This is a genomic window from Streptomyces sp. NPDC005533, from assembly GCF_042871845.1.
Classification (GTDB): domain Bacteria; phylum Actinomycetota; class Actinomycetes; order Streptomycetales; family Streptomycetaceae; genus Streptomyces.
The window spans coordinates 72153-96854 of sequence record NZ_JBIAJH010000010.1; the positions used below are offsets into that span (position 1 = coordinate 72153).

The following is a 24702-nucleotide window of genomic DNA, read 5'->3' on the forward strand; positions in this document are numbered from 1 at the left end:
CACCGGCGGATGCGCGAGGCCGCCCGCGGGGGCGTGAGGTCGCCCAAGGCGGCGGATCCCGGAAGGGATCCGCCGTTACTTGGTCGGCTTCTTGCCCGTGATGCCGAGGTGGACGAGCAGCGCCAGGTTCGGCTTGAGCTCGGCCTGCTTGACACCCCAGGTCTGGAAGCCCTTCTGGTGCGAGGCGACCGCAGCCAGCATCGCGACCAGCGAACCGGCCATCGCGGCGGGGCTGACGTCCTTGTCGACCTTGCCCTTGGCCTGGAGCTCCTTCATCGACTCCGTCAGGGAGTTGGTGACCGAGTTCAGGATCTTCATGCGGATCTTGTAGAAGCGCTTGTCGCCCTCGGCCGCGCCGAGGTCGACGACCCGCAGGATGGCGTCGTTGCGGCGCCAGAAGTCCAGGAACCCCTCGACGAGTTCCTCGGCGGCGGTCCAACCGGCCTTGCCGACCCAGGTCCGGCCCTCGACGAGCGACGTCAACTGCGCGCCCTCGGTGGCCATTTGTTCGGCGATCTCCAGGACGGCGCCCTCGACGTCCGGGAAGTACTGGTAGAAGGTCGCGGGGGAGGTACCGGCCTTGCGGGCGACGTCGATCACTTTGACGTCGCGGTACGGCGAGGAGCTGAGCATCTCGCTGAGGCAGTCGAGCAGCTTCTGCCGCGTCGCCTGGCCGCGCCGGCCGGCGACACGCCCGTCGACGGTGCGTACTTGTCCTGTCATGCCGTCAGCTTACCGAGGGGTGATCGGCGCGCTATTCGGCCGCCTGCAAATGGGGTTACGGGGTCCCCGGCCTGGGCGGGAGGCGGTCCGGAGCCCCTCGGCGGCCGATTTCCGGACGGCCCGGCCCCGGGCGCGCCCCGACCGCGCCCCGTGGTCGCGGCCCGGGCGTGTCGCCCGGTTCCGCGAGGTTTCCCCCGAATAGTCTTATCAACAGGCTGTGGACAAGTTTTCGGACGGATCATGGCTGAGAGAGGTGAGAGGGTGCAGACCCCCGCACAACGGAAGGAACCGGGCCCATGGCCGCATTCGCGGAAGGCGAACCCTGCTGGGTGGACGCCTCGCTTCCGGACGTCGAGGCGGGCAAGCGCTTCTACGGCGAGCTCTTCGGGTGGACCTTCGCGGACGGCGCGGGCGCCGAGTACGGCCACTACACGCAGGCCTACAGCCGCGGCCGCAACGTCGCCGCCCTCGCCCCCAAACCCGACGGCCGGATGCCCACCGTCTGGGGGGTCTACCTCTACACGACCGACGCCTACGCCTGCGCCCAGCGCATCCGCGCCGCCGGCGGCCAGATGGTGATGGACCCGATGCCGGTGGGCCCGTACGGCACCGCCGCGATGGCGGCCGATCCGGGCGGGGCCGTCTTCGGCCTGTGGCAGCCCGGCACCCACCACGGCTTCGAGGCCCAGGGGGAGCCGTACACCTACTGCTGGAGCGAGGTCTACACGCGGGCCCGCGACGCCGTCGACGTCTTCTACGCCAAGGTCTTCGGCTACGTCCCGCAGGACCAGGACGACGCCGGCGTCGAATACCGCATCTGGTCCCCGCCCGGCAGGGCGCCCGGCACCGACACCGCGGTCCTGGGGCGCAGCCTGATCACCGACGCCTTCCCGGAGATCATGCCCGCGCACTTCCTCGTCTACTTCGCCGTGCCGGACTGCGACCAGTCCGCCGCGACGGTGCGGCGGCTCGGCGGCCGGATCACCGCCGACCCCTTCGACACCCCGTACGGGCGGATCGCGGTCGTCGCCGACAACCAGGGGGCCGTCTTCGGGCTGCTCTCGGAGCCCCGGACGAAGCCGGACGCCTAGGACCCGCGGCCCCCTCGCCGAGCAGATCACACCGCGTGGCCCGACGTGCCGGGGCCGGACCCGGCCCGGGCCTGACAGAATCGGGGTTGCGCGACCCGGGCGGCGCCCGGAGTGAGACGCTGCACGGGGCCCAGGGCCCCGTGTCGGTGGAAGCGGGCCCGGTGAGGGCCCGTACGGGGAGGTGTGGAGGCGAGTGGTGGAGCAGCTGACGCAGCACGACCCGAGACGGATCGGCCCCTTCGAGGTGCTGGGACGGCTCGGCGCCGGCGGCATGGGGCTGGTCTATCTCGCGCGGTCCGCGTCCGGACGGCGGGTCGCGATCAAGACGGTGCGCACCGAGCTCGCCGAGGACCAGCTGTTCCGGGTCCGCTTCACCCGCGAGGTGGAGGCGGCCCGCGCCGTGTCCGGCTTCTACACCGCGGCCGTGGTCGACGCCGACCCGCGCGCCGCCGTGCCGTGGCTGGCCACCGCGTACGTTCCGGCGCCCTCCCTGGAGGAGATCGTCAACGAGTGCGGGCCCATGCCCGCCCAGGCCGTACGGTGGCTCGCGGCCGGCATCGCCGAGGCCCTGCAGTCCATCCACGGCGCCGGCCTCGTCCACCGCGACCTGAAGCCGTCCAACGTGCTCGTCGTCGAGGACGGCCCGCGCGTGATCGACTTCGGCATCGCCAGCGGCGTCTCCAACACCCGCCTGACCATGACGAACGTCGCCGTCGGCACCCCCGCCTACATGTCGCCCGAGCAGGCGAAGGACTCGCGCAGCGTCAAGGGCGCCAGCGACGTCTTCTCGCTCGGCTCCACCCTCGTCTTCGCCGCGACCGGACACCCGCCGTACCACGGGGCGAACCCGGTGGAGACGGTCTTCATGCTGCTGCGCGAGGGACCCAACCTGGAGGGTCTCCCCGACGAGCTGCGGCCGCTGATCGACTCCTGCATGCAGATGGACGCCACGCAGCGGCCGACCCCGGCCGACCTGCAGGCGCAGCTCGCCCCGCACCTGTTCGACGGCGGTGACGACAGCGGCACCGCCTCGGCGTGGCTGCCCGGGCGGGCCGTCGCGATGATCGAGGCCCGGCGCGCGGGAAACCGTACGCCCGCCGCCGCCGTGGTGCCCGCGCCCGCTCCCGGCCGGGACGCCGGCTCCGGCGGTCCCGCCTCCGCGGGCGCCACGCACCGCCGCCCGCGCGGTGGCGCCGACCCGTGGGTGGACCCGCGGACCGGCCAGGCCGTACCGCAGCGCCCGCACCGCCCGCCGATGTCCCCGGTGCCCTCCGGCGAGCCGGTGCGCCTGGGCGGCTCGCCGGTGCCGATCGGGCCCGGGCCGCGCGCGAGCGCCGCCGCCGCGCACGTCCCCGTAGCGGACTCGGCGACCGGCTGGGTCCGCCCGCCCGGCGGGGTGGCGGCCGTCACCCCCTCCGCGGTGGCGGTACCGAACCCGGGCCCGGCTCCGGACAGCGGCCGCTGGCGCCCGTGGCGCTTCCGCATGTCCAACGAGGTGTGGGGCACCCCGACCGTCGCCGGCAACCTGCTCTACGTGACCTCCTTCGAGGTCCACGCGCTGGACGTGGCGAGCGGCCGCCGTCAGTTCAAGACCCGCGACGTGGCCTGGTCCATGGCGGTCTCCGACGGCCGGATCCACGCCTCCGACGGCCCCTCCCTCTACGCGCTCGACGCCTCCGACGGCTCCGAGCGGTGGCGGCTGTCCGCCGACGCCTGGGTGTACGCGCTGCGCGCCGACCGCGGCACGGTCGTCACCGCCACCCGCGGCGGCGGCGTACAGGGCTGGGAGGCCTCCAACGGCCAGAAGCTGTGGGAGCTGACCGGCGCGCAGAGCGACTTCGAGACCCCGGAGGCGGCCCCCGTCCTCCACGACGGCACCGTGTACGTGTGGCAGGACGCCCGGCTGCGCGCGCTCGACGCCCGCAGCGGCCGCGAGTCCTGGTCGTACCCGGTCGGCGACGCGGCCTCCTGCGGGAACGTGCCCGTGCGGGTCACCCCCGGCCCCGACGGCAACGTCTACATCGCGGCCGGCACCCGGGTGCTGTCCGTGGACCGGGCCTCGGGCCGGGTCCGCTGGCACTTCGAGGCCCCCGCGGTCTTCCTGGCCGCGCCGGCCTTCGCGCCGGGTGCGGCCGTCACCGGCGGCGGGGTCTACCTGGTGGACTACCTGGGCACCGTCTACGCCCTCGACGCGGCCACCGGCCACGACCGCTGGCGGATCGCGACCGAGTCCCGGCAGTCCTCGGATCCGGTGGTCGTCGCGAACGGCAACGTGCACCTGGGCGCGGGCAGCGCGCTCTACACGCTCGACGCGGTCACCGGCACCCCGAAGTGGCGGTTCGCGGCGGGTGGCGAGATCACCGGCCTGCCGGCGGTCGCGGACGGCCGCGTGCACTTCGGTTCGGCCGACCACTGCCTCTACACGCTGGACGCGGCGGGCGGCCAGCTGCGCTGGAAGCTGGCCACGGGCGGCGAGATCACCGGCGCCCCGGTGGCGGACGCCGGCGTGGTGTACGCGTGCAGCAAGGACCGCTGCGTGTACGCCCTGGACGCGGCGAAGGGGACGGGCACCCGGACGAGCGGTTGACCTGCGCAGAGGGCGGGGCTCCGGCCCCGCCGGGTAGCGCACGGCACCGGGAGTGACAGGATGGACCCCATGAGCAACGTTTTCTTCGACATCACCATCAACGGCGCCCCGGCCGGCCGCATCGTCTTCAACCTCTTCGACGATGTGGTCCCCGAGACCGCGCGCAACTTCCGTGAGCTGGCCACCGGCCAGAACGGCTACGGCTACGCCGGCTCCGGCTTCCACCGCATCATCCCGCAGTTCATGCTCCAGGGCGGTGACTTCACCAACCACAACGGCACCGGCGGCAAGTCCATCTACGGCGAGAAGTTCGCCGACGAGAACTTCAAGCTGAAGCACGACCGCCCGTACCTGCTGTCGATGGCGAACGCGGGCAAGAACACCAACGGCTCGCAGTTCTTCATCACCACCGTCGTCACCCCGTGGCTCGACGGCAAGCACGTCGTCTTCGGCGAGGTCGTCGAGGGCCAGCAGCTCGTGGACCAGATCGAGGGCCTGGGCTCCCAGTCCGGCGCCCCCAAGGGCAAGGTCGAGATCGCGTCCTCGGGCGTCGTCGAGGCCTGATCCCCACCCGCCAGTCCGGCCGGCCGGCCCCGCCCCCACCCGGGGGCCGGGGCCGCCGCCGTGTGGGCCTCCCGCATCCCGGCGGCGGTGCGGAGCTCCCGGACGCGGTGGTCGCGTCCGTGACGGCCGTCGCACCGGGCACGGAAGGGGCTCCGGACGGCGGCCGCCGCTCCGAGGGGACCCGTCGGCGAGCCGATTACGCCCCGGATCGGGCCGGGTCCTTCGCGCCGGGGGTCTTGATCCCGACGCTACGCCCGGCGCCTGCGGCGCGCACGTGGGGCGGTCGGCCGGGGTCCGGCTCGGCCGCGGAGGCGATCCGTTCCGGGCGGTTACCGGCGCGGCGGTGCACTGATAGCGTGGCCCGCCGTTGTCCAGGGGAGGGGTTCTGGCCATGGTGGCTGGGCGTCGCATCAGGTTCACGGCGGTGCTGGTGGCCGTCGTGTTCGCGCTGACCGGGTTCTCGTCGCACGGCGGAAGCAGCGGGAGCAGCGGCAAGAGCAAGAGCAGCAGCAGCAGCGGGGGCGGCTGCTCCAGCTCCAAGAGCAAGAACAAGAACAAGAAGAAGAGCCACGGCAGCGGGAGCAGCAGCAGCCCGACGCCCTCGGCGAGCGCGACGTCGGCGCCCGCGCGGGCCGTGCTCGTCAGCTGTGTCGGCGCGGACGCCAAGGGGGCCACCGTCCAGGTCACCTCCACCGTGGACGCCGAGCGCACCGTGCGGGTGCCGGTGACCTTCAGCGGTGCCAACGGCGCGACCCTCGACGCCGGCTCCGTGAAGGTCACCCTCAAGGCGCGCGAGAGCCGGACCGTGGTGGTGCCGATGACGGTCCCGGGCAAGGCCGCGGACGTGAAGAACTGCCTGGTGGGGGCGGTCGACAGGGCGTAGCCCCGGCCTCACCGCACTCGCGGCTGCGGCCCTCCGCGCCGCCCCGTGAACAGCTCCGCCTGCCGCTCCGGTGCGAGGTTGCCCAGCGCGATCAGCGCCGGGGCCTGGGCCAGGGCCTGCTGGAGCGCGGCCTGCTTCGCCGACCACAGGGCCCGTACGGTGCCCTGCACGGCCCCGGTCGGGAAGCCGGCCAGGGTTTCCGCCGCCCGCAGGGCCGCCGGGAGCAGCCCGTCCGGGGCGGTCAGCTCCGAGACGAGCCCGATCTCGTGGGCCCGGCGTGCCGAGAGCCGCTCGGCCGCGCCCATCAGGGACATCCGGGCGGCCTCGCCGAAGGGCATGCGCTGCGCCATGTAGACGGCCTCGTAGGCGCTGACCATGCCGTACGTCGTGTGCGGGTCGAAGAAGGTCGCCGTGTCGGAGGCGATCAGGAACTCCGCCTCGCCCAGCAGGTAGAAGGCCCCGCCGCAGGCCATGCCGTTGACGGCGGCGACGACGGGCTTCCACAGGTCGCAGGCCTTGGGGCCGATCGCGATCAGCGGGTCGTCGACCGAGTACGGGGAGCCGGGCTGCGGCACCTCCACGCCGCGGTCGACGCCGGTGCAGAAGGCGGCCGTCCCGGCGCCCGTGAGCACCACCGCCCGCACCTCCTCGGCGTACCGGAACTCCCGCCACACCGCGCTCAGTTCGTCCGCCGTCTCCAGGTCGATCGCATTGTGCCGGCGCTCCCGGTCCAGGGTGACGACCGCGACCCCGGTCGCTTTGTCCCGTTCCACCCGTACGGTCATGACTTCTCCAACAGCCAGCGCGGCACGGCCATATCGCCGATCTGGGTGAAGGCCACCTGGACGCGGGCGCCGATGCGCAGCCGGGCCGGGTCCATCGAGTCCAGCGGGGCGTCGGGCGAGGTCACCAGGTTCCCGGCGAGCCGGATGTGCGGGGCGTCGGCGAGCTCCACGAGGACCACGTTGTACGGGGCCTGCGCGGCGTAGGCGGGCAGCAGCGGCGGATGCGGCCGGACGTAGGACCAGATCCGGCCGCGGCCGCTCATCCGGCGCCACTCGCTGTCGAAGGACCTGCAGTGCGGGCAGCAGGGGCGGGGCGGGAAGCGCAGCCGGCCGCACGCGGCGCAGGCCTGGACGCGGAGCTCGCCCCGGGCGGTGTACTCCCAGAAGGGGGCGCCGTCCTCGTCGGGGACGGGCAGGAGCAGTTCGGCCGCGGCCTCGGCGGCGGCTTCGGATGCGGTGGTCATCGGTCGGTCAGCTCCTCAGCAGGATCGCGGACGTCGGGACACCCTCGCCCGCCGTCACCAGGCAGGTCGCGGCGTCCGGCACCTGGGCGGTGGAGGTGCCGCGCAGTTGTTTGACGCCCTCGTTGATCAGGTTGAAGCCGTGCACGTAGGCCTCGGACAGGCCACCGCCCCCGGTGTTGATGGGGAGCCGGCCGCCCATCTCCAGGGCCCCGCCCTCGGTGAAGGCGGCGCCCTCGCCGCGCCCGCAGAAGCCGTAGCCCTCCAGCGAGAGCGGGATCAGCGGGGTGAAGGCGTCGTAGATCTGGGCCACGTCCACGTCCTGCGGCCCGAAGTCGGCCTGCTTCCACAGGTGGCGGGCGGCGGTCCAGGCGGGCCCGGAGAGCGGGTCGTCGTTCCAGTAGTTGACCATGCCGTGGTGCTGGGAGGGCAGGCCCTGGGCGACGGAGTGCACGTAGACGGGCTTGTGCCGGCAGTCCCGGGCGCGCTCGGCGGAGACGATCACGCAGGCCAGTGCCCCGTCGGTCTCCAGGCAGTTGTCGAAGAGGCAGAGCGGCTCGCTGATCATGCGGGAGGTCATGTACATCTCGCGGGTCAGCGGGCGTTCGTACATCATCGCGGCCGGGTTGGCGTTGGCCCGGTTGCGACAGGCCATGGCCACGTTGAAGAGGTGGTCGCGGGTGGCGCCGTACTCGTGCATGTAGCGGCGGGCCAGCATGCCGATCTCGTCGGCGGGGCGCAGCAGCCCGAAGGGGCGGGTCCACTGGCCGGGGGTGGGCAGCTGGACGGCGGTGTTCTTCCAGGGGCGCGGGCCGGAGCCGCGTTTGCGGGAGCGCCAGGCGACGCCGACGGTGGCCTGGCCGGTGGCGACGGCGGAGGCGAGGTGGCCGACGGTGGCGCAGGAACCGCCGCCCCCGTAGCCGATCTTGGAGAAGAAGGTGACGTCGCCGGCGCCGATGGCCTTGGCGACCTCGACCTCGTCGGTCTCCTCCATGGTGTAGGAGGAGAAGGCGTCGACCTCGGAGGGCTCGATGCCGGCGTCGGCGAGGGCGGCCAGGATCGCCCGGCAGGCCAGTTCCTTCTCGGACTGCGGCAGTCGTTTGGCAAAGGCGGTCTGCCCGATGCCCACTATCGCCGTAGCGTCCTTGAGCGTTGCCGCCATCGCCACCTCCGGGGTGCGCCAGTACTGACAGCCGCGAAGGCTACAGCTAATCTGACGGATAGTCAGCTACTGGGTTCGCGGGAGGATGACACGCATGGGCGAGGACGCACGCGCAGACCTGCGCTGGGGCAGCATCGCAGGGCTCGTCCGGGCGGCAGCGGAACGGTACGCCGACCAGGAGGCCGTCGTCGACGGCCGCGTCCGTATCGGTTACGCGCAGCTCGGCGAGCGCGTCGAACGCGCCGCGGCCGCCTGCATGGCCGCCGGCGTCGAGCCCGGCGACCGGGTCGGCGTCTGGGCCCCCAACACCCTGGAGTGGATCGTCTCCGCGCTCGGGGCCGTCTCGGCGGGCGCGGTGCTCGTGCCCCTCAACACCCGGTTCAAGGGCGCGGAAGCGGCGTACGTCCTGCGGCGCAGTCGGGCCCGGCTGCTCTTCGTCACCGGCACCTTCCTCGGCGCCTCCTACGTCGCCTCGCTGCGCCGGGCCGCCGGCGAGGGCCCCGGCTCCGGGCCGCTGGCCGGACTGCCGCACCTGGAACAGGTCGTCGTCCTCGCCGAGGACGCCCCCGAGTCCTTCCGCACCTGGAAGGACTTCCTGGCGGGCGGGGACCGCGTACCGGCCGGAGCCGTCCGCGAACGCGCCGCGGCCATCCCCTCCGACGCCCCCTCCGACATCATCTTCACCTCCGGCACCACCGGCAGTCCCAAGGGCGCCGTCATCACGCACGCCCAGTCCCTGCGCTGCTACGACGTCTGGTGCGAGCTCGCCGGACTGCGCGAGGGCGACCGGTACCTGATCGTGAACCCCTTCTTCCACACCTTCGGCTACAAGGCCGGGATCATCGCCTGCCTGATGCGCGGGGCCACGATGGTCCCGCAGCCCGTGTTCAACGTGGACACCGTCCTCGCCAACGTCGCCGCCGAGCGGATCTCCGTGCTCCCCGGGCCGCCCACCCTCCACCAGTCCCTCCTCGACCACCCCCAGCGCCACCACCACGACCTGTCGGCCCTGCGCCTGGTCGTCACCGGCGCCGCCGTGGTCCCGCTGCGGCTCGTCGAACGGCTGCGCGGCGAGCTGCACATCGCCACCGTCCTCACCGCGTACGGGCTCTCCGAGGCCAGCGGCATCGTCACCATGTGCCGGCGGGGCGACCCCGCGGAGATCATCTCCGAGACCTCCGGACGGGCCATCCCGGACACCGAGGTGATGATCCTCGGCACGGACGGGACGGAGCGGCCGACCGGCGAGGCCGGCGAGATCGTGGTCCGCGGCTACCACGTCATGCAGGGCTACTTCGAGGACCCCGACGAGACCGCCCGGGCGATCACCGCGGACGGCTGGCTGCACACCGGCGACGTCGGGTTCAAGGACGCGCACGGCAACCTGCGCATCACCGACCGGATCAAGGACATGTTCATCGTCGGCGGCTTCAACGCCTACCCCGCCGAGATCGAGCAACTCCTCGGCCTGCACCCGGACATCGCCGACATCGCGGTGGTCGGGATCCCCGATCCGCGGCTGGGCGAGGTGGGCAAGGCGTACGCGGTCCGCCGGCCCGGCTCCACGCTCACCGCCGACGACCTGATCGCCTGGTCCCGGCGGGAGATGGCGAACTACAAGGTGCCGCGCGCGGTGGAGTTCGTCGCCGAGCTGCCGCGCAACGCGAGCGGCAAGGTGCTCAAGCGCGAGCTGCGGGCCCGCTAGCGACGCCGTCCCGGGCGGCGCCCGGCGGGCGGCTCCTGGTGTGCGGGGCTCGGCGGGCTCCGCTCAGCGGGCGTACGAGCCGAGGCCGATCAGGCAGTACACGTACTGGTTGAGGACGGTCCCGCCCCGCGTGTACCGGTAGGAGAACGCGTACTGGGTCTTGGAGTTGGAGTTGCAGCGGTCCATGTCCGAGGTGCCGGGGATGCTCTCGATCACCTTGTAGTGCGCGTCGGACGCCGAGCAGGAGACCTCGTCCACGCCGCTGACGGTCGTCGGGGTCGTCGAGTCCGGCAACTGTCCGTTGAGACAGGTACCCCGGTCGAACGGACTCGGCTCCGGAGTGGGCACCGGCGCGGGGGCCGCGCTGTACGCGGTGGGCGCCGGGTCCGGGGCGGCGGTCCGGGGCGGGTACGAGGGCGTGTACGGCGGGGTGTAGGAGGGGGTGTACGACGGAGTGGCCCACGCGCTCGACGAAGAGGTCGGGGTGGGGGAGGCGGCGTTCTTGCCGTCGCCGTCGCCCCCGCTGTTCACCGCGATGAAGACGACGACGATCACGGCGGCGACCAGCAACGCCGCCAGGCACCCGCGGCCGTTCGCCGTCGAGGCCGGGGCGGACTGCGGGGTGCTGCCCGCACCGCCGCCCGCGGTCGCGCCCAGCCTGCCGGTCGCGAACGCCGCCCCGATCCCGGCCCCCGCGCCGGCCCCTGCCCCCGCGCCGGCCCCTGCTCCCGCGCCGGCTCCTGCTCCCGCTCCCGCTCCGCCCCCGGACACGCGGATGCGCAGCAGTAACTCCTGCTCCCCGACGCGGGCCCGGACGAGATCGCCGTTCCGGCAGGCCGGGATGCGCAGCCGGGCCGGCCCGTTCGCCAGCTGAACGGGGAGGATGACCCCGTGGGCGGCCTGCTGAGGGGTGATCGTTATGGGCATTTCCTGCGACGACACCGGCTGCTCCAAGGGGTGAGGGTGGTGCGGTACGCGCTGCCTGACGAACCCTCGTCGATTGTGTCGCGTACGCCGGTGGTGACGCAGTGATTCCGCTAGGTAGGGCGACGGGCCAGCACCAGCCGCCAGCGCGGAGCGCCTCCGCTCTGCCGCCCGAAGTGCTCCAGCGGCACGGTCTCCACGGCGAAACCGGCGGCCTCCAGGTCGCGGCGGACCCCGCTGAGCGGGAAGGTCCGGTAGTACATGACGAAGGACGGCCGCCACACCGCGTTGCGCACCCGCATCGCCGCGTCGAAGCCCGCCGCCGCCCACCACACCGGGGAGCTCGCCGGGATCGGGGCGCCGATGGGGAAGGCGAAGACCCCGCCGGGGCGCAGGGCACGGTGCACGCCGGAGAAGAGGCCGGGCCGCTCCGACGGGAGGAAGTGACCGAAGGCGCCGAAGCTGACCGCCAGGTCGTACGCGTCCTCGAGCGCGGGCGGCAGGGCCCGCGCGTCGGCCCGTACGAAGTCCACGCGGTCGTCCGGGTGGGCGCGCTCGGCCTCGGCCAGCATGCCGGCGCTGAGGTCCACCCCGGTCACGCGGTCCCGGCACAGCCTCCGCAGCATGCCGATCGCGGCGCCGGTGCCGCAGCAGACGTCGAGCCCGGCGCCGAAGGACCCCTCCCGCTGGGCGAGGGCCTCCTCCACGGCGTCGAGCATCCGGTCGGGGGTGCGGAAGGGCGTGTGGTCGAACTTCGGCGCCAGCAGGTCGTAGCCGCGCTCGATCGAGGAGAGGCCCTGCACGGCGAGTTCGCGGACGCTCGGTCCGTGGGAGGAGAACACACCCCCAGCCTATGCCGGAGCCCGGCGCGGATCCGGACGCACGCGTGCGGCGGTCGCGGTGGCTCCCCCTCCGGGCCACCGCGACCGCCGTTCCCCCGTCGAATCCCCCGTACGTCGTGCGTTCTTGCGATCCCGGCCCTTGTTACGGGCGCGGGCCGGACGCGTGGTTGTCCAGCGTCTGGATCTCCTCGGCCGGCGTCGGCGGAGCGGGAACCGGAGCAGGACCGGGCGTCGGTTCGAGCGGCTTGATCTCGATGCCCGAGGCGTGGTTGTCCAGGGTCTCGACGTCGACGCCCGGGGCGTGGTTGTCGAGCGACTTGCCGTCGCCGTCGGTCGGCAGGATGTTCTCGTTCGTCGTCATCGGTTCTCCTGGTGGATGGGTGGGGCCCGCTCGGCGATTCCCCCGATGACCGCCGAGCGGGTAGTCCTCCAACCGACCCGGGTGCCCCCCGACGCGCCGGGTCGATGCACCTATCGTGCCGACCGGCGATAAACGAACGATGAACGCCTCGTTCAACCGGCGTCGCCGCAGGTCAGGCCGCGATCTCAGAGGCTAGCAGGGCCTGCACCTCGGCCAGTTCAGCGGACCCCAGCTGCCGGAACACGGCCTCCGCGTCGCGCCAGCACGCCCGCGCCCGGTCCGTCTGGCCCAGCCGCCGCAGCGCCTTGCCCAGCACGGTCAGCACGGTGGCCCGGCGCCACTCCCCGCCGATGCCGCGCAGGGCGATCGCCTGCTCGGCGTGCGAGGCGGCCAGGGTCGGCCGGCGCGCCGCCAGGTGGGCCACGGCCAGCCGGAAGTGGGTCACGCCCTCCCACAGCGGCTGCCGGTTCTCGTGGAAGAGGGACAGCGCCTCGGTGAGCTGGGCGAGGGCCTCGCCGAGCCGGCCGGCCTGGGTGAGGGCGATGCCGAGCGCGTAGCGGCCGTTGGCCAGGCGCAGGGTCAGGCCCATCCGGTCGTAGATGGCGATGCCCTGCTGGGCGAGGTCTATGGCGCTGGAGAGGCGGCCCAGTTCCACGTGGATGCGGGAGAGGTTGCACAGGGCGCTGGCCTCGCCGACGTTGTTGGCGTCGGCGCGGAAGCCGTCGATGGCCTCCAGCAGGTACCGCTCGCCGTCCGCGTGCCGGCCCTGGTAGAGGGCGATGATCCCGCGGTCGTTGGGCGCCCAGCAGCTGGGCAGCGGGTCGCCGGCCTCGCGGGCGAGCACGGTGGCTTGGCGGGCCTCGTCGTCGGCCTCGGTGAAGCGGCCCGCGACCAGGTGGACGTTGGTGAGCGTGGTGCGGGCGCGGCCCTCGGCGTACGGGTCCTTGGCGGCCTGGGCGGCGTCGCGCAGGGCGACGGCGGCCGATTCGTACTGCTTGGAGTTGGCCCCGGACTCGGCCAGGTCCTTCGCCGCCCACAGCAGGTCCACGGCCCGCCGCAGCACCGGCGTCTCGCCGCCCCGTACGGAGGCCTGCCGTACGCACGCCAGCAGCGGGTCGGCCTCGGCGTACAGCCAGTCCAGGGCGGCCCGTGACTCGGCGAAGACCAGCCCGGGGTAGTGGGTGTCGCTGAGGTGGGCGGGGAGCCGGTCGCCGGGGCGTTCCAGGGCGTACACCCCGGAGGCGGTGGCCAGGTAGAAGTCCAGCAGCCGGTCCAGGGCGGCCTCGCGCCCGCTCGGGGGCTGCTCGTCGCGTTCGGCGCAGGCACGCGCGTAGAGGCGTACGAGGTCGTGGAAGCGGTAGCGGCCGGGAGCGGCGGATTCGAGCAGGGAGCAGTCGACCAGGGCTTCCAGGAGGTCCTCGGTGTCGTACTCGGGGAGGTCGAGCACGGCGGCTGCCGCCGAGAGGGAGATGTCGGGGCCGTCGGCGAGGCCGAGGAGGCGGAAGGCGCGCTGCTGGGCGGGTTCCAGCTGGCCGTAGCCGAGCTCGAAGGTGGCCTTGACGGCGAGGTCGCCGGCCTGGAGCTCGTCGAGGCGGCGGCGCTCGTCGCCCAGCTTGGCGGCGAGGACGGAGACGGTCCAGGTGCGGCGGGCCGCGAGCCGGGAGGCCGCGATGCGGATGGCGAGCGGCAGGAAGCCGCAGGCGCCGACGACGTCGAGGGCGGCCTGGCGCTCGGCGCGCACCCGCTCCTCGCCGACGATCCGGGTGAAGAGCTGGAGGGCCTCCTCGGGGCTCATCACGTCGAGGTCGACGAGATGGGCTCCGGCGAGGCCCGCCATGCGGACCCGGCTGGTGACGAGGGCGGCGCAGCCGGCGGTGCCGGGCAGCAGCGGACGGACCTGGGCGGCGTCGCGGGCGTTGTCGAGGAGGACCAGGACGCGGCGGCCGTCGAGGGTGGAGCGGTAGAGCGCGGCCCGCTCGGCGGGGGAGTCGGGGATGGCGGTGTCGGGGGTGCCGAGGGCGCGCAGGAAGGAGCCGAGGACGGCCTCCGGTTCCGCGGGGCGGGCCTCGGTGCCCTGGAGGTCGACGTAGAGCTGGCCGTCGGGGAAGTGCGGGCGGGCGGCGTGGGCGACGTGCACGGCGAGGGTGGTCTTGCCGACGCCGCCGATGCCGGCGAGCGCGGAGACGGCCATGACCTGGTCCTGGGCGCCGCCGGACAGGATGGCGCCGAGCTCGGTGACGAAGCTGGAGCGGCCGGTGAAGTCGGGCACGGTCGCGGGCAATTGGGCGGGCCTCACGTGGACGGTCGCGGCGGCCGGGGCCGGGTCCTCCGCGCGGGCGAGATCGGCGTCGGCGTTCAGGATGCGCTGCTGGAGCGCGGCCAGCTCGGGGCGCGGGTCGACGCCGAGCTCGTCGGCGAGGAGGCGTCGGGTGTCGGCGTAGACGGCGAGGGCCTCGGCCTGCCGGCCGCTGCGGTACAGGGCGAGCATGAGCAGCTCGCGCAGGCGTTCCTGGAGCGGGTGGGCGGCGGTGAGGGCGGTGAGCTCGGAGACGGCCTCGGCGTGGTGGCCGACCTCCAGGTCGAGGTCGAGGCGGGTCTCCAGCAGCTGGAGGCGCCATTCGGCGAGCCGGGTCCGCTCCGTCTCGGCGTGCGGGCCGGGGATCCCGGCGAGGGGCTCGCCGTCCCAGAGGTCGAGGGCGCGGGCGAGGAGCGTACGGGCGAGGTTGCGGTCGCCGGCGGCGCGGGCGGCCTCGGCGTCGGCGGCGAGGCTGCGGGCGACGCCGAGGTCGAGGGTGGCGGCGGAGCGCAGCCGGATGGCGTACCCGCCGGACTCGGTGACGAGCAGCCCGGGGGCGACGACCTTGCGCAGGCGGGAGGCGTACGTGCGGATGGTGGCGAGGGCCTGCTGCGGCGGGTCCTCGCCCCAGATGGCGTCGATGAGCTCGGGTGCGGTGGCGGTGCGGCCGTCGCGCAGCAGGAGGACGGCGAGCAGGGCGCGCTGCTGGGGGGTGCCGGAGGGCAGCAGCTCGGCGCCGCGCCAGGCGCGGACGGGGCCGAGGACGGCGAAGCGGGACTCGGCGGGGGTGGCGGGGGTGGCGGGGGTGGCCGTATCGGCGGGAGCGGCGGCCGGGGCTGCCGTGGCGGCGGCGCGGGTCGGGCGCGGGGCCGGGGCCGACGCCGTGGCCGAGGTCGTGGCCGGGGGTTTGGACGTGGTGGTGGGCCGGGCTCCCTCGGGGTGCTTCCGCGGGTGCGGGATGGCCGGTACGCCGTCCATCTGTCGTCCCCCTGCCTTCCGTTCGGTGTAAGGGTCAGTCTGCCCTGTCTTGCGCGTACACGTCAGCCCGTCCATGGCCGATCACGGACCAACTAGCTGACGGTTCGTCAGATCAGCGCTACCGTATGAGCCATGGAGACCTTCCCGAAGATCATCTCGGTGGACGACCACACGGTTGAGCCCCCCCACGTCTGGCGGGACCGGCTCCCGTCCAAGTACCAGGACATCGGCCCCCGCGTCGTCCGCGCCCCCTTGAAGGAAATGACCTTCCTCGGCGGCAAGTTCGCCCCCGTCATGGGCGCCAAGGGCGACGACGGCCCGATCGGCGACTGGTGGGTGTACGAGGACCTGCACCGGCCGCTCACCCGCCTCGACACGGCCGTCGGGTACGACCGCGACGAGATCAAACTGGAAGTCATCACCTACGAGCAGATGCGCCCCGGGTCCTTCTCGGTTCCCGACCGCCTCGCCGACATGGACGTCAACCACGTCCAGTCCGCCCTGTGCTTCCCGACCTTCCCCCGCTTCTGCGGCCAGACGTTCACCGAGGCCAAGGACCGTGAGCTGGGACTGCTCGGCGTACGGGCCTACAACGACTGGATGGTCGAGGAGTGGTGCGGCCCCGAAGCCCGCGGCCGCCTCATCCCCCTCACCCTGATCCCGCTCTGGGACGCACGCCTGGCCGCCGCGGAGGTCCGCCGCAACGCGGCGCGCGGCGTGCGCGCGGTCGCCTTCTCGGAGATACCCCCGCACCTGGGCCTCCCGTCCGTCCACACGGACGACTGGGACCCCTTCCTGCAGGCGTGCGACGAGACCGGCACGGTCATCGCCATGCACATCGGCTCCTCCTCCCGCATGCCGTCCACATCCGCGGACGCCCCGCCTGCGGTCGGCTCCACCATCACCTTCGCCAACTGCTGCTTCTCGATGGTCGACTGGCTGATGAGTGGCAAGTTCGAACGCTTCCCCAACCTGAAGATCATGTACGCGGAGGGCCAGATCGGCTGGATCCCGTACATCCTCGAACGGGCGAACGTGGTCTGGGAGGAGAACCGGGGCTGGGGCGGAGTCGCGGACAAGGTGCTGCGCCCGCCGTCGGAGCTGTTCGCCGAGCACGTCTTCGGCTGCTTCTTCGACGACGCCTTCGGCCTGAAGAACCTCGACGCGATCGGCGTCGGCAACGTCCTCTACGAGACGGACTACCCCCACTCCGACTCGACCTGGCCGAAGTCCCGCGAGGTCGGCGAGGCCCAGATGGGCCACCTGGCGCCGGACGTGGTGGACCGCATCGTGCGCGGCAACGCGATCGACCTCCTGGGCCTCACCCCCGAAGGCCTATGGCCAAGCCCGCCGGCCTAACCCACCCCCGACAAGGCGAGGCCAGGCCCCCCGCCCGGCGGCACCATGGCCGCCCCGCCCCACACGGCCACGGCCGTACCGGCCTACGGCGGCCGCCCTGTCGACCTGCGGCGGTACCGGCCTGCGGCGGTACCGGGCGTGTGGTCGTACCGCCCTGTGGCCCCCGGGCCTGTGGCCCCCGGGCCTGTGGCCCCCGGGCCTGTGGCCCCCGGGCCTGTGGCCCCCGGGCCTGTGGCCCCCCGGGCCTGTGGCCCCCCGGGCCTGTGGCCCCCCGGGCCTGCGGCCGTACCGGCCTGTGGTCCCCCGGGCGTGTGGCCGTGCCGGCCTGTGGTCCCCCGGGCGTGTGGCCGTGCCGGCCTGTGGTCCCCCGGGCGTGTGGCCGTGCCGGCCTGTGGCCCCCGGGCCTGCGGCCTACGGCGAGGTGGCCTTCGGCCTGTGGCGCTGCCGGCGTTCGGCCTTCCGCCAGGGGCGCTTCCGGCCCGTGGCCCTACCGCCTGCGGCGCCTCCGGCCCGCGCGCTACGGCGGTTCGGCCTGCGGCCTACCGCTTACGGCGCTGTCGGTCCTGCGGCCGTACCGCCTGCGGCCGTACCGCCTGCGGCCGTACCGCCTGCGGCCGTACCGCCTGCGGCCGTACCGGCCTGCGGCCCCCCGGGCCTGCGGCCGTGCCGGCCTGCGGCCCCCCGGGCCTGCGGCCGTGCCGGCCTGCGGCCTACGGCGGAGCGGCGCTTCCGGCCTGCGGCCCCACCGCCTACGGCGCGGCTGCGCTATCAGGCCTGCGGCGTACGGCGCTATCGAGCCTGCGCCCCTACTGCCTGCGGCGCCTCCGGCCTAGGGCTTTACCAGCCTGCGGTCCAACCGGTCTGCGGTGCTTTGGCCGTACCGGCCTGTGGCCCTGTCGGCCTGCGGCGCTTCCGGCCTGTGGCCCTACCGCCTGCGGCGCCTCCGGCCCGCGTGCTACGGCGGTTCGGGCTGCGGCCTACCGCTTACGGCGCTGTCGGTCCTGCGGCCGTACCGCCTGCGGCACTACCGCCTACCGTCTCGGGCCTGCGGCCGTACCGGCCTGCGGCCGTACCGGCCTGCGGCGCCTCGGCCGTACCGCCTACGGCGTCACCGCGCCTCGGCCGTACCGCCTACGGCGTAACCGCGCGGCGGCGCTGCCGCCTACGGCGTAACCGCGCGGCGGCGCTGCCGCCTACGGCGTAACCGCGCGGCGGCGCTGCCGCCTACGGCGCAACCGCGCCCTCCGCGTCCGTCGGGCGCGGCTGTGGCGTCGTGTTCCGTGCGGATGCCGCGAGCAGGAGGGATACGGTCAGGGCCGCCGTCGTGAGCGTCGGCAGCAGGACCCGTACGTCCACGAGGCCCACCAGGGCGGCCCCCAGGGGCAGGGCCAGGGCGTTCGGGACGAAGAGCAGGGTGTGGGCCGTGGCGGCGGCTCGGCCGAGGACGGCGCCGGGGACCTCGCGCTGCACCGCGGTCAGCGCGGCGATCAGCACGCACGGCAGCCCCGCGCCGATCGCCACGCTGCCGGCCAGGGCCGCCGCGTCGGACGGCAGCGCCCTCGCCCCGACGCCCAGCGCGAACAGGGCCACGCCCCCGGCCGTGAACACCCGCTCCGGCAGCCGCCGCAGGAGCGGGCCCGCCGCGAGCCCGCTCAGTACGGAACCCGCGCCCTGCACGGCGTACAGCACGCCCACGTAGGTGGGCGCGTGGCCCAGCACGCCGTCGGCGACCGCGTAGACCACCGCGCCGTTCAGACCGGCCAGGAACATCACCGCGGCCCCGGTCAGCACCAGCGGACGCAGCGCGGGCGAGCCCCACAGCTGCCGCCCGCCCGCCAGCACCTGCGCGAGTCCGTGCGCCGACGCGGTCCGGTCCGGCGGCTCCTCGCGGACCCGCAGCAGGGCGAAGATGCCCGCCGCCACCGCGAAGGTCAGCGCGTCGAGCAACGCCACGGACGCCCCGCCGTACCGGACGAACAGGCCCGCGCCCACCAGCGGCGCGATCAGCTTCGCGCCCTCGTTGGCCGTCAGCCGCAGCCCGTTGAAGTCCCCGAGCAGCCGGCCGTCGACGGCCTGCGGCACCAGGGCCGCCTCCGCCGCCTCGTGGACGGTGCCGCACACCCCGTACACCAGCAGGACGGCGAACAGCAGCCACACCCGGCCCGCCGAATCGAGCAGGAGCAGTACGGGCAGCACCGCGGCCATCAGGAGGCCGGCGCCGACCAGCACCGGCCGCCGCGGCAGCCGATCGGCGAGCGCCCCCAGCGCCGGCCCGGCCAGCACGGGCGCCCACAGGGCGAAGACCGTCAGCGCCGCGAGGGCGTCCGACCCGGTCAGCGACTTCACCCAGATCCCGGCCACCAGCCACATCGCGGTCGTGCCGAACCCCGACACCACCACCCCGGCGAGGTACAACCCCGCATTGCGGTCCCGCAGGACCCGTCCCGCTCCCCAACTGCCCATCGCCCCAGCGTGCGTCTGAGGAGGCAACCCGGGGATCGGGCAACCGCCCTATTCCCCGGGCCGCTCGTCGGGGCGGTCTACTTCGGGGTGGTCCAGATCTGCCGCTTGTTCGTGTTCGCCGTGTGGAGCTGGACCACGGTGCCGTTGGCGGTCGCGCCGCCGGTCACGTCGAGGACCTTGCCGGACGCCACGTGGACGATCTGCCCCTTGGCGTTCACGGACCAGCGCTGGGCCGCCGTGCCGTTGCAGTCGTGGAGGCTGATCCTGTTGCCGTCGGTGCTCGCGTTGCGCGCGTTGTCCAGGCACTTGCCGAACGCGCGGAACGTGCCGTCCTTGCCCAGGATCCACGACTGGGCGGCGGAGCCGTTGCAGGTGTAGAGCTGGATCCGGGTGCCGTTGACGGCCTTGCCGCCCTTGACGTCCAGGCACTTGGCGCCGATCCCGGTCACCCGGCCCTGCGGGGACAGCACGGCGCCGCCGCCGGCCGCCAGCAGGCGCAGGCCCTGCACGTCGAACTGCTGGACGTACGTGCCCGCCCGCTTGTCCTGGTAGGCGTACGCGGGCGAGCACATGACGGGGAACTGGCCCGAGTCGGTGCCCTTCACGCAGTCGCTCTTGGTCAGACTGCGGTTGGCGTGGGTGAGGCCCAGCGTGTGCCCGAGCTCGTGGCTGACGTGGTTGCGCATGTACGTCTCGCCCATGGCGGCGGTCGGCTTGCCGGCGGCCGTGAAGAACTCGTCGTCGATGTAGGCGTGGCCGCTGGTCGCGGTCTCGGCCACGGAGGAGCTGGTGAAACCGCAGCTGAGGTTGGCGCTGCCCGAGCCGTCGCGGACCACCTTCCAGCCCGTGCTGCCCATGCTGCCCTCCCCGGCGGGGGGCAGGCACGGGCGGTGCAGGACGCCGACGACCACCTCGCCCTTGGGGCGGACGTAGTCCCAGCCGACCGGCCTGGTGTCGACGGTGACCGGCAGGTTCGTCACGCGGCGCAGGTCCGCGGCGGAGGCCTGGACGTACGGGGCCAGCCAGTCGGCGGACTTCTGGTCGTAGAACTTGATCGTGTAGCCGGTCGGCAGCCACTTGGTGGCGCCGCTCAGCTTCCAGCCCTCGCCCTGCGGCGGCGTGGGACCGGGCGCCGGGGCTGCCGCGGCCGACCGCCGGCCGGCCTTCGACGGCTCGGCGCCGCCGAGCGACATGACGCCGTTCTCGAAGACGGTGCCGTCCGAGCCGTGGGTGCCGGAGTCCTCCGCATGGGAGACCGGGGATTCGTGCGTCTCGGGGGACTCCGGTGCCTCGGCCGTGGGCGGTGCGCTCTCGCCGGTGTCCTCGGTCCCGAACGCGGTGGGGGAGAGCTGCAGACTTCCCACGAGGGCCACCGCGGCCGCCGCGGCGACCATGGATATCCGGTGCCTGTCTGTCAGTCGCACGTGTTCGTCGCCCTCTCTCAAGGCTCTTGTGCCATCGGAGCGACGATTAGATCAACAGGGCAAATGAGCGTGCAAGCCGCACAGTTGGCGGTCGGGTTAGCATCGGGCCATGCCTCGGCTCGAACTCCTGCGCTTCGACCACGCCCCGGCCGTACTCGCCTTCGAGCGGCAGAACCGGGCCTACTTCGCCGCCTCCGTCCCCGACCGCGGCGATGACTACTTCGCCCGCTTCGACGAGCGGCACCACGCGCTGCTGGCCGAGCAGGAGGCCGGACTGTGCCGGTTCCACGTCCTGGTGGACGGCAGTGGCGCGGTCGTGGGGCGGGTCAACCTCGTCGACCTGGCGGACGGTTCGGCCGAGCTGGGCTACCGCATCGCCGAGAAGGCCACGGGGCGGGGCGTGGCCACGGCGGCCGTGCGCGAGGCCTGCGACCTGGCGGTGACCGGGTACGGCCTGACCACGCTGCGGGCGGTCACGACGCTCGACAACCCCGGATCCCGGGCCGTCCTGGCCCGCACGGGCTTCGTGTCCACCGGCGAGATCCGCCTCGACGGCCGCCCCGGCCTGCGCTTTCTTCGCGACCTGCGCACACCCGCCTGACCGGTCCGCCCCTTGCACCCAGCCCTGCCCCCGAGGCATGCTTCGCCAGGGCAAATCGGAAGGATCATCATGCCGGTGGACAAGCGGACCGTCGTGACGGCGGTGCTGTGTGCGGTGGCGGCTCTGGGGGCTTCCGCCGCGGTGGCCGAGCTGGTGCCCCCGCCCGAGGGGGCCGCACCCGTACGGGCGAAGGCCGGGCCGGCGGCGTCGCCGACGGCCACATCGCGATCGCAAGCGTCGAAGCCTCAGCTCTCGACCCCGCCCGGAGCCGCCCTCCCGCCCGCCGTCACGCCCCCGCCCGGTGGTCCCGCGGCCTTCACCGGAGCCCTGTTCACGGACGGGCTGGACAGTGACCACTTCTGTACGGCCACCGTGGTGCACAGCCCCGGCCGCAACATGATCATCACTGCCGGGCACTGCCTGATGGAGGGCGACCAGGGCGGCGGAACGGCCGTCTTCGCACCTGCGTACGCGAACGGCATGGCCCCGTACGGCACCTGGAAGATCGAGGAGGTCTTCGAGGACGACCGCTGGGCCGAGGGTACGGACGACGACTACGACCTCGCCTTCGCCCGCCTCGCCCCCGACGCCAAGGGCCGCACCATCGAGGACGTGACCGGCGCGGCCGTGCTCGACACCAGCGGGCGCGCGGGCGAGGAGGTCACGGTCACCGGCTACCCCGCCGACCGCAAGGTCCCCCGCACCTGCACGGCGGTCGGCGTCCGGGAGAGCGCCACCCAACAGCGCTTCGACTGCGCCGACTTCCCCGGCGGAACCAGCGGCAGCGCGTGGATCGCCCGCGACGGCAAGATCATCGGCATCCTCACGGGCGGCGACACCGACGACGTGTCGACCAGCACGATCCTCGGCGAGTACGCCGCCTCCCTCTACGCCAAGGCCACGGCGAAGGCCCCGTCCGCCCGGTAGTCCCCTACCGGGGTCGGGATCGTGGCCGCCGCGGTCGGACGGTCAGGCCAGCAGGCCCAGGTGGACGGGTTCCGCCGGGGCGTTCGTCAGCAGGTCCGGCAGGCGCGGGGGCCACAGGGGTTCGCCGAGGGTGGCGAGGCGGTTCGCGGGGAGCCACTGCCAGTGGATGCCCGGGGACTCCAGGACCGGTTCGCGGTGGGGGCCGCGGGCGAAGTAGACGTGCTCGTGCTGGCGCACCGGGACGCCCTGGTAGGTGAAGTCGTGCTCCCAGGTGCACAGCAGCCGTTCCGGCTCCAGGTCGGTCCACCCGGTCTCCTCGCGGAGCTCGCGCCGCACGCAGTCCTCGGGGCTCTCGCCCGGATCGATACCGCCGCCGGGCGGCAGCCAGTGGACGCCGACCTCCGCGTTGTCCGCGCGGAAGAGGAACACGGATCCGGCCGGGGACAGGATGACAACGCGCGCCGCGTGACGTGGAGTTCGCCTCATCACCTCAGGGTACGTCGGTGATCGCCCCCGGGGGATGGGCGCGTCACCACCGTTCTGCCGCCGGGCCCCCGCCGCCCGCCGGGCCCCGCCCGGCCGGGCCGAGCCGGGCGGGGTGCTCGGGGTCGGCGTCCTACGTCGCCGTCAGGGCCAGCGTGGGGGAGAGGCGGGCTGCGCGGGTCGCCGGATAGAGGCCGGCCACGGTGCCGATCGCCAGGGTGGCGGCGAAGCCGCCGGTCACCGCCCAGAGCGGGACCACCCAGGGCAGGTCGCCGGCGCGGGCGTAGACCGCCGTGGCCGCGCCGCCGAGGACGATGCCCGCCAGGCCGCCGAGCCCGGACAGCAGCAGGGACTCCGTGACGAACTGGATCCGGATCTGCCCCTTCGTCCCGCCCAGGGACCGGCGCAGGCCGATCTCGTGTCGCCGCTCCAGCACCGAGATGATCATGGTGTTGGCGACGCCGACCCCGCCCACCAGCAGGGCGATCCCGCCCAGTCCCAGCAGCAGGGTGCTGAAGGCGCCCTCCGTGGCCGCCTTCGCCTGGAGCGCCGCCGAGGGGTCGGTGACCGAGACCGCGGACGGCGTCTGCGGGTTGGCCGTCCGGGCGATGAGCTGCCTGACCGCCGCCACCCGGTCGTCCGCCGACCGTTCGTACACCGCCGTCGGATGGCCGTCGAAGCCCAGCAGCCGCTCGGCCGCGTCCCAGCCGACGAGCGCGGAGCGCTCGATCTCCGGGGCCAGCGGGATCGGGTCCAGGATGCCGGTCACCGTGAAGTACCGGCCGCCGATGAAGACCTGCCCGCCCGGCGCGGCGATGCCGAGCCGGCGCGCGGAGACGTGCCCGAGCACCACCGAGGGGTAGCGGCCGGTGGCGTCGTTGAGCCAGGTGCCGCTCGCCGTCCCGGCGCGCAGGGTGCCCAGCAGGTCGTCCTTGGCCGCCTTGAGCACGATCCCGCCCGTCTCCTCCTTCGGGATGTTCTCCGAGCGGCGTACGGACTCGGCCACGTCACCGGTGGTTCCCACCGACTCGACGCCCTCGATCCGGGAGACCATCCCGGGGGCGTCCTTGGGCAGCTTGGTGTCCTGGCCGCTGAACATCCCCTTGCCGGGTGTCGCGACCAGCATGTTCGTGCCGAGCGCGTCGAGTTCGCGCAGCAGCCTGGCCTGGCTGGAGGAGGAGATCCCGACCACCGCGATCATCGTCGCGATGCCGATGGCGATGCCGAGCGCGGACAGGAACACCCGCATCGGGCGCGAGCGCAGGCCCGCCGACCCGACGTGCAGGACGTCCCGCGGGGACAGCCTCGGCGGGGTCGGCTTCCGTGCCCGCCTCCCCCTGCCCGCACCCGCACCCGTGCCCGCGCCTCCGCCCGTACGCGTCCTCGTACGGCCCCTCACGCGACCACCCCCGCCCGGCGGCGCACGTCCGCCACGATCCGTCCGTCGCGGATCCGCACCTGCCGCGGCAGGCTCGCCGCGATCTCTTGGTCGTGGGTGATCACGGCGATGGTGGCCCCGTCCCGGTTCAGCTCGTGCAGCAGCTCCATCACCGACTCCCCGGACGCCGTGTCCAGCGCGCCCGTCGGCTCGTCGGCCAGCAGCAGGTCCGGTGCGCCCGCCACCGCCCGGGCGATGGCGACGCGCTGCTTCTGCCCGCCGGACAGTTCGTGCGGCCGGTGCTCCATCCGGTCCCCGAGGCCGACCCGCTCCAGGGCCCGCGCGGCCCGGCGGCCGCGCTCGGCGCGGGAGAGGCCGCTGTAGAGCAGCCCTTCGGCGACGTTGGCGCGGGCGCTGACGCCCGGCACCAGGTGGAAGGACTGGAAGACGAAGCCGATGTGCCGCGAGCGCAGCGCCGACAGCGAACGGTCCGAGAGGGCCGCGATGTCGTGGCCGGCGATCCGTACGCCGCCCGCCGTCGGGCGGTCCAGGGTGCCGACGATGTGCAGCAGGGTGGACTTGCCGGAGCCCGACGGGCCGACGATGGCGAGGAGTTCGCCGGCGGTGACGGTGAGGTCCACGTCGCGCAGGGCGGTGACCCCGCCGGGGTACTCCTTGGTGACCCCGGTGAGCTCCACCACTGTC

General features: G+C 73.9%; 21 protein-coding genes. 8 read left to right on the forward strand and 13 right to left on the reverse strand.

Translation table 11 applies throughout. The features are described 5' to 3' along the window. Positions 1-75 precede the first annotated feature (75 nt). Entirely contained in the window at positions 76-723 is a 648-nt protein-coding gene (locus tag ACFYP3_RS12655; protein ID WP_388830897.1) for a TetR family transcriptional regulator, read from the reverse strand. A gap of 296 nt (positions 724-1019) precedes the next feature. On the opposite strand from ACFYP3_RS12655, the gene ACFYP3_RS12660 reads away from it, so the two are divergent. The 4 genes from ACFYP3_RS12660 to ACFYP3_RS12675 all read left to right on the forward strand — a co-directional run bounded on the left by ACFYP3_RS12660 (position 1020) and on the right by ACFYP3_RS12675 (position 5848). After that, positions 1020-1814: a VOC family protein gene (locus ACFYP3_RS12660; protein ID WP_388830899.1), complete on the forward strand. Its 795-nt coding sequence runs from the start codon at positions 1020-1022 to the stop codon at positions 1812-1814. A 193-nt stretch (positions 1815-2007) separates the two neighbouring features. Next, positions 2008-4401: a PQQ-binding-like beta-propeller repeat protein gene (locus ACFYP3_RS12665; protein ID WP_388830901.1), complete on the forward strand. Its 2394-nt coding sequence runs from the start codon at positions 2008-2010 to the stop codon at positions 4399-4401. A gap of 69 nt (positions 4402-4470) precedes the next feature. Continuing rightward, the gene (locus ACFYP3_RS12670) at positions 4471-4965 is read left to right on the forward strand and encodes a peptidylprolyl isomerase (protein WP_388830903.1); all 495 of its coding nucleotides are present in this window, start codon (positions 4471-4473) and stop codon (positions 4963-4965) included. 391 nt (positions 4966-5356) lie between these two features. Further along, complete coding sequence (locus tag ACFYP3_RS12675) at positions 5357-5848, forward strand: hypothetical protein (RefSeq protein WP_388830905.1); 492 nt, start codon at positions 5357-5359, stop codon at positions 5846-5848. Positions 5849-5856: 8 nt separating this feature from the next. Here the strand turns inward: ACFYP3_RS12675 and ACFYP3_RS12680 are convergent, their stop codons facing one another. The 3 genes from ACFYP3_RS12680 to ACFYP3_RS12690 are packed head-to-tail and all read right to left on the reverse strand — an operon-like array spanning position 5857 to position 8256. Further along, positions 5857-6633 (reverse strand): enoyl-CoA hydratase/isomerase family protein, encoded by a 777-nt coding sequence (locus tag ACFYP3_RS12680; RefSeq protein WP_388830907.1) that lies wholly within the window; start codon positions 6631-6633, stop codon positions 5857-5859. After that, complete coding sequence (locus ACFYP3_RS12685) at positions 6630-7097, reverse strand: Zn-ribbon domain-containing OB-fold protein (RefSeq protein ID WP_388830909.1); 468 nt, start codon at positions 7095-7097, stop codon at positions 6630-6632. Before ACFYP3_RS12685 ends, ACFYP3_RS12680 begins: the two co-directional genes overlap by 4 nt. A gap of 7 nt (positions 7098-7104) precedes the next feature. Beyond that, entirely contained in the window at positions 7105-8256 is a 1152-nt protein-coding gene (locus ACFYP3_RS12690; RefSeq protein WP_388830911.1) for a lipid-transfer protein, read from the reverse strand. A gap of 94 nt (positions 8257-8350) precedes the next feature. Between ACFYP3_RS12690 and ACFYP3_RS12695 the strand changes: the two genes are divergently transcribed. Continuing rightward, a complete protein-coding gene (locus ACFYP3_RS12695; RefSeq protein ID WP_388830913.1) occupies positions 8351-9961 on the forward strand; it encodes a FadD3 family acyl-CoA ligase in 1611 nt (536 codons plus the stop codon). A 63-nt stretch (positions 9962-10024) separates the two neighbouring features. Here ACFYP3_RS12695 and ACFYP3_RS12700 read toward each other — a convergent pair whose 3' ends face one another. The 4 genes from ACFYP3_RS12700 to ACFYP3_RS12715 form a co-directional block, all read right to left on the reverse strand. After that, a complete protein-coding gene (locus ACFYP3_RS12700; RefSeq protein WP_388830915.1) occupies positions 10025-10903 on the reverse strand; it encodes a hypothetical protein in 879 nt (292 codons plus the stop codon). 95 nt (positions 10904-10998) lie between these two features. Next, positions 10999-11727, reverse strand: a complete 729-nt coding sequence (locus ACFYP3_RS12705; protein WP_388830917.1) for a methyltransferase domain-containing protein — start codon at positions 11725-11727, stop codon at positions 10999-11001. A 142-nt stretch (positions 11728-11869) separates the two neighbouring features. Further along, entirely contained in the window at positions 11870-12088 is a 219-nt protein-coding gene (locus tag ACFYP3_RS12710) for a hypothetical protein (protein ID WP_388830919.1), read from the reverse strand. Positions 12089-12260: 172 nt separating this feature from the next. After that, positions 12261-15362 carry a BTAD domain-containing putative transcriptional regulator gene (locus ACFYP3_RS12715; RefSeq protein ID WP_388830921.1) on the reverse strand — a complete coding sequence of 1034 codons (3102 nt, stop codon included), beginning with the start codon at positions 15360-15362 and terminating at the stop codon, positions 12261-12263. Between the two features lie 132 nt (positions 15363-15494). Here ACFYP3_RS12715 and ACFYP3_RS12720 point away from each other — a divergent pair, with 132 nt between their 5' ends. Continuing rightward, positions 15495-16721 (forward strand): amidohydrolase family protein, encoded by a 1227-nt coding sequence (locus ACFYP3_RS12720; protein ID WP_388830923.1) that lies wholly within the window; start codon positions 15495-15497, stop codon positions 16719-16721. Between the two features lie 1224 nt (positions 16722-17945). On the opposite strand, the gene ACFYP3_RS12725 is transcribed toward ACFYP3_RS12720, so the two are convergent. Further along, positions 17946-19184, reverse strand: coding sequence for an MFS transporter (locus tag ACFYP3_RS12725; RefSeq protein WP_388830925.1), 1239 nt, complete (start codon positions 19182-19184; stop codon positions 17946-17948). 77 nt (positions 19185-19261) lie between these two features. Further along, positions 19262-20608, reverse strand: a complete 1347-nt coding sequence (locus tag ACFYP3_RS12730) for a ricin-type beta-trefoil lectin domain protein (RefSeq protein ID WP_388830927.1) — start codon at positions 20606-20608, stop codon at positions 19262-19264. Positions 20609-20717: 109 nt separating this feature from the next. On the opposite strand from ACFYP3_RS12730, the gene ACFYP3_RS12735 reads away from it, so the two are divergent. Continuing rightward, positions 20718-21209, forward strand: coding sequence for a GNAT family N-acetyltransferase (locus ACFYP3_RS12735; protein WP_388830929.1), 492 nt, complete (start codon positions 20718-20720; stop codon positions 21207-21209). A 69-nt stretch (positions 21210-21278) separates the two neighbouring features. Beyond that, positions 21279-22136, forward strand: a complete 858-nt coding sequence (locus ACFYP3_RS12740; RefSeq protein WP_388830931.1) for a trypsin-like serine protease — start codon at positions 21279-21281, stop codon at positions 22134-22136. Between the two features lie 42 nt (positions 22137-22178). Here the strand turns inward: ACFYP3_RS12740 and ACFYP3_RS12745 are convergent, their stop codons facing one another. The 3 genes from ACFYP3_RS12745 to ACFYP3_RS12755 all read right to left on the reverse strand — a co-directional run bounded on the left by ACFYP3_RS12745 (position 22179) and on the right by ACFYP3_RS12755 (position 24698). Beyond that, the gene (locus ACFYP3_RS12745) at positions 22179-22622 is read right to left on the reverse strand and encodes an NUDIX hydrolase (protein WP_388830933.1); all 444 of its coding nucleotides are present in this window, start codon (positions 22620-22622) and stop codon (positions 22179-22181) included. 130 nt (positions 22623-22752) lie between these two features. Beyond that, complete coding sequence (locus tag ACFYP3_RS12750; RefSeq protein WP_388830935.1) at positions 22753-23868, reverse strand: ABC transporter permease; 1116 nt, start codon at positions 23866-23868, stop codon at positions 22753-22755. 146 nt (positions 23869-24014) lie between these two features. Further along, positions 24015-24698 carry an ABC transporter ATP-binding protein gene (locus ACFYP3_RS12755; protein ID WP_388831131.1) on the reverse strand — a complete coding sequence of 228 codons (684 nt, stop codon included), beginning with the start codon at positions 24696-24698 and terminating at the stop codon, positions 24015-24017. Between the last annotated feature and the right edge of the window lie 4 nt (positions 24699-24702).